7 protein-coding genes are annotated in these 10,144 nt (G+C 30.7%); all 7 read left to right on the plus strand.

Annotated elements, in window-relative coordinates:
• The first annotated feature begins 478 nt into the window (after positions 1-478).
• The 7 genes from JK139_RS14940 to JK139_RS15790 all read left to right on the plus strand — a co-directional run bounded on the left by JK139_RS14940 (position 479) and on the right by JK139_RS15790 (position 9,973).
• Positions 479-2,683 carry a peptidase domain-containing ABC transporter gene (locus tag JK139_RS14940; RefSeq protein ID WP_218332030.1) on the plus strand — a complete coding sequence of 735 codons (2,205 nt, stop codon included), beginning with the start codon at positions 479-481 and terminating at the stop codon, positions 2,681-2,683.
• On the plus strand, positions 2,673-4,016 hold the full coding sequence (locus tag JK139_RS14945; protein ID WP_218332032.1) for an HlyD family secretion protein: 1,344 nt from the start codon (positions 2,673-2,675) through the stop codon (positions 4,014-4,016). The genes JK139_RS14940 and JK139_RS14945 overlap by 11 nt, the downstream gene beginning before the upstream one ends.
• Positions 4,017-4,588: 572 nt before the next feature.
• Positions 4,589-5,713, plus strand: coding sequence for a TlpA family protein disulfide reductase (locus tag JK139_RS14950; RefSeq protein WP_218332034.1), 1,125 nt, complete (start codon positions 4,589-4,591; stop codon positions 5,711-5,713).
• A 244-nt stretch (positions 5,714-5,957) separates the two neighbouring features.
• The gene (locus JK139_RS14955) at positions 5,958-6,464 is read left to right on the plus strand and encodes an HlyD family efflux transporter periplasmic adaptor subunit (protein WP_218332036.1); all 507 of its coding nucleotides are present in this window, start codon (positions 5,958-5,960) and stop codon (positions 6,462-6,464) included.
• A 120-nt stretch (positions 6,465-6,584) separates the two neighbouring features.
• Positions 6,585-6,728 (plus strand): TIGR04149 family rSAM-modified RiPP, encoded by a 144-nt coding sequence (locus JK139_RS15925; protein ID WP_287101479.1) that lies wholly within the window; start codon positions 6,585-6,587, stop codon positions 6,726-6,728.
• 236 nt (positions 6,729-6,964) lie between these two features.
• A complete protein-coding gene (locus JK139_RS14965; RefSeq protein WP_218332038.1) occupies positions 6,965-8,083 on the plus strand; it encodes a TlpA family protein disulfide reductase in 1,119 nt (372 codons plus the stop codon).
• 657 nt (positions 8,084-8,740) lie between these two features.
• A complete protein-coding gene (locus JK139_RS15790) occupies positions 8,741-9,973 on the plus strand; it encodes a TlpA family protein disulfide reductase (protein ID WP_074417647.1) in 1,233 nt (410 codons plus the stop codon).
• Positions 9,974-10,144: the final 171 nt, after the last annotated feature.

Consider the following 10,144-nt stretch of genomic DNA (forward strand, 5'->3'; position numbering starts at 1 on the left):
GAGATGTGTATAAGAGACAGGTTCTGTAAAGGATTTGTATATACGTGATTTAAATGCTCAAAAATGGTATTGTACATTATTTTCAGATTATGATAATTTTTATTATAAAAAATTAATTACTACAAATTCAAGTTTTATTTTTAAAAACAAATTTAACTGGGCAGAAATTTATAATGCACATGTGCGATTTGGAATTAATTATTATGAAAACATTAAACTCAAAAGTGGAAAGTTTATAAATCTTGTAGTTCAGGAAATAGACAATAATATAATTTCAATTTATGATATAGATGAAATTGAATACTGCATTTATAAATTATTAAAAACAAAAAGGTCTATTCAATCTATTCTTCATGAGTGCAAGAAATACTTTAACAAACAAGTGGTAAATGAATATTATGATTTATACCAGGAACTAATCATAACCAATATCAAACAGCTGATTATAAAAAAGGCAATTAGGCCATTTTAAAAGATTATGAAAAGAAATTTTCCATTTTACAAACAATTAGATGCAATGGATTGTGGGCCTACCTGCCTTAGAATGATTGCAAGATATTATGGAAAAAATATCAGCTTAGATTATTTTAGACAGAAAACACAATATGGCAAAGAGGGCGCTTCTTTATTAGGCTTAGCAGAGGCAGCAGAATCTATAGGCTTTAAAGCAATTGGTGCAAAATTAAGCTTTCAACAAATAATGGAAGATATCACCTTACCGGCAATTTTACATTGGGAACAAGCCCACTTTGTAGTGTTACTTCCAAAAGCAAAAAAAAATAAAATCTATATTGCGGATCCAGCCAAAGGTATTATAAGTTTAAAGAAAGAAGACTTTTTACATGCCTGGTTGCCCACAAATGAAGCAGGAAACGAAAAAGGGATTGCACTCATCTTAACACCTACAGTACAATGGGACAGTATATCAGAAAACGAAAAAACAAAAGAGAGAACAATCAGTTGGTATACACTGTTACAATATACAAAAAAACATCAATCCGCAATCATTCAATTATTGATAGGGTTATTCATGGGAAGCCTGATACAACTGATATTCCCATACTTAACCCAAAGCATTGTAGATACTGGCATCAATACAAGAAATCTTAATTTTATTCAAATTGTTTTAGGTGCACAACTTATGTTGCTCTTTTCACAAACAATTGTTGAATTTATTAGAAATAAAATTTTATTACACATTAGTACAAATATAAATGTAGTTTTACTTTCTGCCTATTGGGCTAAATTATTGAAATTACCAATGTCATTTTTTGACAGCAAACATCCGGGCGATATTTTACAAAGAATTAATGACCATCATAGAATTGAAAGTTTTTTAACAGGAACTGCATTAAATACGCTTTTTAGTATTATTAATTTATTTATATTTTCAATTGTTTTACTCACATACAATACAAGTGTATTTGTGGTGTTTGGTTTGAGTAGTGTATTGTATTTGCTATGGATCAAGCTTTTCTTAAAAATTAGAAGATCATTAGATTACAAAAGGTTTGCCATTGCAGCTAAAGAAAACAATGCAACTATGCAATTGGTATATGGTATGCAGGAAATAAAACTTAACAATGCAGAACATAATTTTAGATGGGCATGGGAAGGTTTACAGGCTGGTTTGTTTAAAATTAATTTTAAATCACTATCGCTAAACCAAACACAGCAAATAGGTGCATTTTTAATTAATCAGGGTAAAAACATCATTATAACATTTTTAGTTGCAAAATTAGTTATTGAAGGCAATTTAACATTGGGTGCTATGTTGGCAATACAATATATTCTTGGCCAGCTAAACAGTCCTGTTGAACAATTAATAGGATTTACACAACAGGCTCAGGATGCCAAAATTTCACTAGAAAGATTGAATGATATCCATCAATTGGAAGATGAAGAACCTACACAAAAAAAATATATTAATTACTTACCTGTAAATCATGATATAATTTTAAAAAATTTATCCTTCACTTATCCGGAAGCCGGTAATGAACCAGTACTTAAAAATATTTCATTGACCATTCCAAAAGGAAAAATTACAGCTATTGTGGGAATGAGTGGCAGCGGAAAAACCACCTTAATAAAATTATTACTTAAATTTTATGAGAATTATAATGGGGATATATATCTGGGGGATATGAATTTTAAAAATATTAGTGCTAAATTATGGAGGAGGAATTGTGGTGCAGTAATGCAAGAAAATTTTTTATTTAATGATACTATCAGAAAAAACATAACTATCACCGATGAAAATATACAATTCAATCAATTAACGCAAGCCTGTAAATCGGCCAATATTCTCTCTTTTATAGAATCTCTTCCATTAGGATTTTATACGAAATTAGGGGCAGAAGGTACTAATATTAGTGGAGGACAAAGACAAAGAATTGCTATAGCCCGTGTTATATATAAAGATCCAAAAATTATTTTTTTTGATGAAGCGACTAATGCCTTAGATGCCAATAACGAAAAAGAAATTTTAGAAAACCTGCAAAGATTTTTTAAAAACAAAACTGTAATTATTGTTGCACATAGGCTAAGCACAGTTAAAAATGCAGATAAAATTATCGTATTAAATAAAGGTGAAATTGTTGAAGAAGGGAATCACGAAGCATTATCTGCTTTGAAAGGCTACTATTTTGAACTTGTAAAAAATCAGTTAGAACTTGGAAAATAATCAATCAAATTCCTTCCAAAATAAAGGAAAAAAAATTGAAGCTTATAACAATAAGTATTTGGTTATTGAAGAAAATAATTCATTAATTGATGAAATCATATCAGAAAAACCATCATTTTTAGTTAAATGGGGGACACTTTTATTTTTTTTCATGTTAATCATATTTTTTATTTTGTGTTGGTTTATAAAATATCCAGATATTATAACAACGCCTGCTAAGCTAACTTCAATCAATGCACCTAAGCCAATAGTGAGTGTAAGCAGTGGGAAACTGATTAAATTATTAAAAAAAGAGGGGGACTATGTTAAAAAGGGAGATATGATTGCTTATATGGAAGCGACAGGGAAACATGTAGATGTTTTGTATGTTAAAAATGAAATTGACAATGCACTTTCAGCAATTTCTTCAAATCAATTTACTAAAGCAGTTCAATCGTTTAAAAATGATATTGAAAATCTTGGTGAATTACAAAGCAGCTATCAAAATTTTATGCAAGCCAATTTGAGTTTTAAAGCATATTTACCTAATGGATTTTATACAAAAAAATATGAAATGCTGGAAAAGGATCTAATAAATATAGAACGATTACACACCATATTATTAGCCCAAAAAAAATTAATGGAACAAGATTTACAGCTTTCCGAAAAAACTTTTCATGCAAATGAATCCCTGAAAAAAGATAAAGTAATTTCTGATTTTGATTATCGCACTGAAGCCAGTAAGTTGATAAATAAGCAGTTAACCATACCACAAATAAATGCAACAATTGTTTCAAATGAATCTTTAAAAAATGATAAACAAAAAGAATTAGCTGAGTTAAGCAATACAATTCAACAACAAAAAATCATATACTTACAAACATTGAATACCCTTAAAAGTCAGGTAGATGATTGGATGAAAAAATATATTTTAGTTGCCTCTGTAAATGGCATCATATCTTTCGCATCATTCACAGAGGAAAATCAGCAGATACAAGCCGGACAAGTTATTTGTTATATTAACCCCAATAATAGCAAGTATTATGCCATCATTAATGTTCCACAAACAAATTTTGGGAAAGTAAAAACCCGGCAAAAAGTTTTATTGAAGTTAAATGCTTATCCCTATCAGGAATTTGGCTATATAGAGGGTAGGATCTCTTTTATTTCAGCCATTCCAACCGATAGTGGCTATATGGCGAAAGTAAATTTAGTAAATGGCTTAAAAACGAATTATAATAAGGCTTTGCAATACAGAGAAGGTTTAACTGCACAAGCTTCTATTATAACAGCTGACAAACGCTTGTTACAACGTTTTTATGAAAATTTTTTAAAAATTATCAATAGAAATTAAAATTGTAGGGCTTCCCCTACACATACTATTCAAAAATTGTTTATATTTTTATGTAACCTATTGCGCAAGGGTTACCTGTAGAACTTACAGGTATATTGTTAACTTCAAAAATTTTAAAATTATGAAAAAACTGAGTCTCACAGATCTCAGAGGTAAACTCTCAAAAAATGAAATGAAACAAATTAAGGCAGGAAGCGGACCTAGAAAATGTGATGTTTGTTATGGTTATATGGTAGCTTGTTGCTATTCAACAAACAATTGCTGCTATGATAGCGCTGGAAGATGCTGCAGCAATTAATGAAATACAATACAGGTAGTGAAATAGTTAAGCTACCTGTATTTGTATACTATTTTTCAATATTGTCCGTCTAAAATCATAAACTAATTGTTTAAACCCTTAACAGAACTATATTTCAGTCGATTTCAAAAAAGGGGTACTCCCTAAAATTTTGAAACAATCATTTTTTAGCCTGTAATTCTTTACAGCAAAGTATTACAGTAATTTTTATTTTAAGTTTTGCCGGACAAGAATGATTTTTAATCAAAAAATACAGAAAACAAATTAACATAGGATGAAACTTTTTTATTATGTTTTATTGATATTGATTAACCCTACGTTTTTGTTTGCACAAGTAAAATTCAAAATTGAGCTTGAAGCGCCAACATTTATAAATGATAAATTAATCATTTCACCTCAAATTGTCAGAAAGGGGTATGAAGATTTTTATAAATACCATTTAGATACCAATCAATACATTACGGATTTTGGAAAACAATTTGGCTTTGAACAATCTGCCTATCAAATCATCATACAAAACAAAAATTTACTGGAAGGTGAATTTCAATACCCTATCCCATTATCATTTCAATATTTTAACACCAAAACAAAACAGGTATATGTAACTTCTACATTTTTTTTAGATAGTGGTTTCCATAAAATACAATTACCAGATAGCTTTAATGCCTATGAAGTGAATATACATTCATCGATTAACGATGAATATGCCCATTTTAAAAAATTATTTTCAGATTTATATGTTCACATAAACGGAAATAACCTTGACAGTTTAACAGATTTACAAAAAAAAGAAGAGAGAATTGGCAATTATATAAAATATAACAACAACTCATATGTTGCATTTTGGGAAATAGTTTATGATTATACGCTATATAATTTTAACCACATCTATTTAGATAACTTATCATTATTTTCTGATAATTTCAAAAAAACCGAACTTTTTAAAGAATTCGAAAAAAAGCTTAGAAACGAAGATTCAACATTGATTGGCAAAAAGTTTCCTAATATAAATTTTGACGGAAAAAATATTTTAACAAAAAAATATTTTAACAACTATCTATTAACATTCATAGATTATTGGTCTACCACCTGCCTGCCATGTATTAAAGCAATGCCAACAATTGTTGCTATGTATCATCAATATAAAGACAAGGGTATTCATTTCATTTCAGTTACTGACGAAAATAAACCGGAAAGAATAAAATTAGCAAAAAGTATTTTAATTAAAAATAATGCAAGATGGCCAAATTATTTTGACATCAACAAAAATTTTCAAAATAAAGTGAATGCCACCAGTTATCCATTACATCTTTTGGTTGATAGAGATGGAATTATACTTTTTAAAAATTCAGGAAACTTAGAAGAAGTGAAGAAATTTATCAATAATTATTTGAAATAATTTTGAATACATCATCAATTATCTTCAATGAAACAATTTATTATAACTTTATTGATTGCTTTATGCTGCTTTCAAACAACCAGGGCCCAAAAAGCATTTACAGTTCGGTATATATATACCCTATCATCTGAATTAAAAGATTCGGCTGCATTCGATTTATTAAAACCAAACTATTCTGGCCTGATGACTACTCCCGATCAGTTTTTTCAAAAGGAAAATAACGCAATTTGTTAAAAATGACAGTATGGCCTCCACCACCTGCAGGTATGCCATCAATGACACCTGTAGTGGGTATATTTTTGATGGAATGGGGCATTACTGTTTCATTATGCCCGGTGATTCTTTAACCATATATATAAAAAATAAAACAAACACATCACCCCAACAACATTATTTCTATACCTACCATTTACAATATGCAGGAAAGCATGCCGCTGTATATGCCATTATTAATATTCCACAAACAAATTTTGGGAAAGTAAAAACCCGGCAAAAGGTTTTATTGAAGTTAAATGCTTATCCCTATCAGGAATATGGTTATGTAGAGGGTAGAATCTCTTTTATTTCAGCCATTCCAACCGATAGTGGCTATATGGCGAAAGTAAATTTAGTAAATGGCTTAGCAACGAATTACTATGAGGCCTTGCAGTATAGAGAAGGTTTAACTGCACAAGCTTCTATTATAACAGCTGACAAACGCTTGTTACAACGTTTTTATGAAAATTTTTTAAAAATTATCAATAGAAATTAAAATTGTAGGGCTTCCCCTACACATACTATTCAAAAATTGTTTATATTTTTATGTTACCTATTGCGCAAGGGTTGCCTGTAGAACTAACAGGCATATTTTTAACTTCAAAAATTTAAAATTATAAAAAAAATGAGTCTCACAGATCTGAAAGGTAAACTTTCAAAAAATGAAATGAAACAAATTAAAGGTGGAAGCAATGATGCATCAGGTTGTGCAGCAAATTGCATGGGTAGTTGCATGATTGGAAAGCTTGCAGGCACTTGACACTCAAGTCCGTCTACCGGAAAATGCTATTGTGTTTCAGTATATTAATGATTTAAATATTTGCCATAGTATGCAACAAATTGATACTGTGGCATTATATACCTTTGTAAAAGGTAAGTGTATTTTTCCCAAGTTGTTTGAATCAGTAACTGATATTTTCTCTAATCAGCTATACAACTAACCCATGAATTATGCAACTGAAGTTTAATTACCTATCAACAATTATATTATTCATCATGCTGTGGTTCATAAGTGTGAACAGCAGGGCACAAAATATGGATTCAGTTACCCTGAATATTGGCGACCCTGCACCGCCACTTCAAGTAAGTACATGGCTAAAAGGAACTCCGTTTCAAACTTTTGAAACCGGTAAGCTATATGCCATTGAATTTTGGGCAACTTGGTGTAAACCTTGCATAGCTGCTATGCCAAAATTAACTGCATTTGCCAGAAAACACAGGGGTGATATAGAAATTGTATCCATTACTGTTTATGAAGCCAAAACACCTATAGAAAAAATAAAAAAAATTGTGGATAGCATGGGTAACCGTATGGATTATTCGGTAGCTGTAGATGAAGATGCACAAATTGAAAATAAATGGCTAAAAGCATGTGGTGATGGCAGTATTCCTAAAATTATGGTGGTGAACGGAAGAGGAGCAATTGCCTGGATTGGAGATCCGCAATATTTTGAGCAGGTGGCTACTAAAATCATCCACCAACAATGGAATATTCATCAGGCTCTATATGAAAGAAATATATCCTTTCATATAAAAAGACTAACCGATTCTCTTTACCATGAATTAAGAAATTTTATGGGCAATGAAGATATAGTGAATGAAAATAAAGATTTGAATATTCCACTCAGGAAAGAACAGCCCGACTCTATACTTGCTTATATCAATCATTTCATTGAGAAAGAACCGCAATTAAAATATGAACCGTTGGTGGTAGATTACACATTGTATGTACTGCTACAAACCAATGTTCCGGCTGCCTTAGAGTATGGGAAAAAAGCATTACAAAGTGCAAATGCAGCTGCTATTGCAAGTAGTATTGTGTACAATATTAAAAATTACAAAACGCCGAAAAAATTGCCAACAGCCATGTATGCATTGGGGGCAGAGGCCTATCAATTATACGTTCATCAGTTTCCTTATCCGGAATTAGCGTCCCTACCCAAATATTATGAAGAGATGGCAGAATGGTATTGGCGGGCAAAAAATAAAACAAAGTCCATAGCGTCAGCAGAGAAAGCCATTACATCTTTAAAAGAGCATCCTGATTTTTCACCTGCTGTTTTACATACTTATGAATCAAAGCTGGAATGGTATCAAAAAGCAGTGGTTCAGTAAAGTAACGGTATTCAATTAACAAATTATATTTAAAGTAAATGTAAAAAATTATACAATGGAATCGCTCAACGAATGTTTTGCTTTTGAACATGAATTGGGTGCACATCGGCTAATTCATACACGAAGTAAATAGCAAAAATTCTAAGGATTCCCTAATTGCCGTTTCCAAAAAAAACGTATATTATTGTACTGCATTATTTATTGATCGTCCGGAAGGTTTGGCAAATTGCTTTCATTGGCCATTGAACCGGTTACACTTTCCTTACCGGAATAAAAAAGGAATATTTAATCACATTAAAAAAAGTTAACAAATGAAATCTTTAACAAAGGATGAAATGAAACAAATTGTGGGTGGTTATGAAACTGTTTGCCCGTATGTACCGGACCAACTAATCCGAGTATTTGCGGATCGAGCAAAAACTGCACCGCAGAAAACAACGTAGGATTAACTTGTAATGGCAACTTAACTCCTTGCCCAGGTATCAAGTAGTACTATTTTAAATAGGTGATTTAAGTCAACATTAAATAACCTATTTACATTTAAATTTTAAGAACATGAACTTGTATCATCAAAAATGGATAATGTTATGCATAAATTGCTTTTTAATTTATAGTTGCAGTTTGTGGAAGGTCAACTACGCTGTCGCACTAAAACAAGTGCAAATACCCTTTAATCAGTATAACATTCAAACAATTTATCATAGAGGCAACCCATGCAAGGATAAACTTTTATTAAATGAATTAGGTATTGACTCTGCCATTATTTTTACAGAAGTATATAATTTTTTTCCTAAATTAACTATTAATAAAAATTGGAATCAGCATTTACAAAAGCAGATTAAATATGAAATAGAAAAAAATGACTCAACCACTTTTGAAAAGTTACATATCTTATTAGGGAAAAAAATAAATGGAAATTATATTTTAGTAATTGACGCCAACAACAACCAGCAATTTACAGATGACAGAATAATTGACTTATCAGAAAACTATACAAGCCCACTCAATAACAATGTAAATTATTTTACCATACAAAAAATAATAACGCAAACAACAAACATCCCCAACCTTCATCCAATTTATGGTGCTGTTAATATAAAAATGTATGATCGGAATTTGCTACATACCATTATTTCATTGGGCTTCGGAATGGGCTATAGTGGCATATTTAAATATAAAAAAGAAAATTTGAATTTATTATTTGTGAGAGGTTGTTGCACTGACAGCTTTTTAAATACAGGTTATACTACCATCTATATCAACAATAAAAAATCTTTTACCAACCATTTTATTGGCGATACGCTATTACTTGGCCATAGGCATTTTTTAGTGAAATCATTTAATGACAATAAACCCGAAATAAAATTAAAACTATTACGAGGTAAAGTCAATAATAACACTGAGATACAACAAGATAGTGTACCTCAAAACAAAATAGCAGATGGCTCCATTTTTCACACCATGCAGCAGGTTTCCGCAAAAGATACCAAAGACAAAGTTATTTTTGCCAATTATTGGTTTGCTAATTGTCCCCCTTGTATTGCAGAATTTCCGGCATTGAACAAATTATATGCTACCCTACAGGGCAATAAAAACATTCAGTTTTTTTCATTTGCCAGCGAATCAGTAGATACCATAAAAGCATTTATTAAAAGATACCACATACAATTTCCTGTGTATGCTATTGATAGTACTCAAACGGATATTTTATTAAAAGGTATGCCCGTTTATCCAACCAATATTATTTACAATAAAAAAGGTGAAGAAATTTATTTAAAGCGTGGAGGTTCAACCATGCCAATTTATGCAGAGAAAAATATGATGGGAACAATTTTACCCTTGCTTTTAAAAGCCGCTGAAACCGATAGTATTGAAACAAAAAATGAATAATGCTATTGCAGTATTTCATTGCTAAATATTTTTCAGCGTATATAAATGGAGTAATATCAAAAAAAGCCATCCCTACAAATGCAATAACAATAAATAGTCGTTCCTCAAAAACGAATCGAACACAATGGGATCAATAGTTTATGAACAAATGCGGATAAAAAAGGTTGCAGG

The sequence above is a fragment of the Hydrotalea lipotrueae genome (assembly GCF_019249625.1).
GTDB lineage: Bacteria > Bacteroidota > Bacteroidia > Chitinophagales > Chitinophagaceae > Hydrotalea > Hydrotalea flava.

Bases quoted from the DNA above. Each gene is read 5' to 3' on its own strand.
- JK139_RS14940 (WP_218332030.1), top strand. From the start codon at position 479: ATGAAAAGAAATTTTCCATTTTACAAACAATTAGATGCAATGGATTGT.
- JK139_RS14950 (WP_218332034.1), top strand. From the start codon at position 4,589: ATGAAACTTTTTTATTATGTTTTATTGATATTGATTAACCCTACGTTT.
- JK139_RS14955 (WP_218332036.1), top strand. From the start codon at position 5,958: ATGGCCTCCACCACCTGCAGGTATGCCATCAATGACACCTGTAGTGGG.
- JK139_RS14965 (WP_218332038.1), top strand. From the start codon at position 6,965: ATGCTGTGGTTCATAAGTGTGAACAGCAGGGCACAAAATATGGATTCA.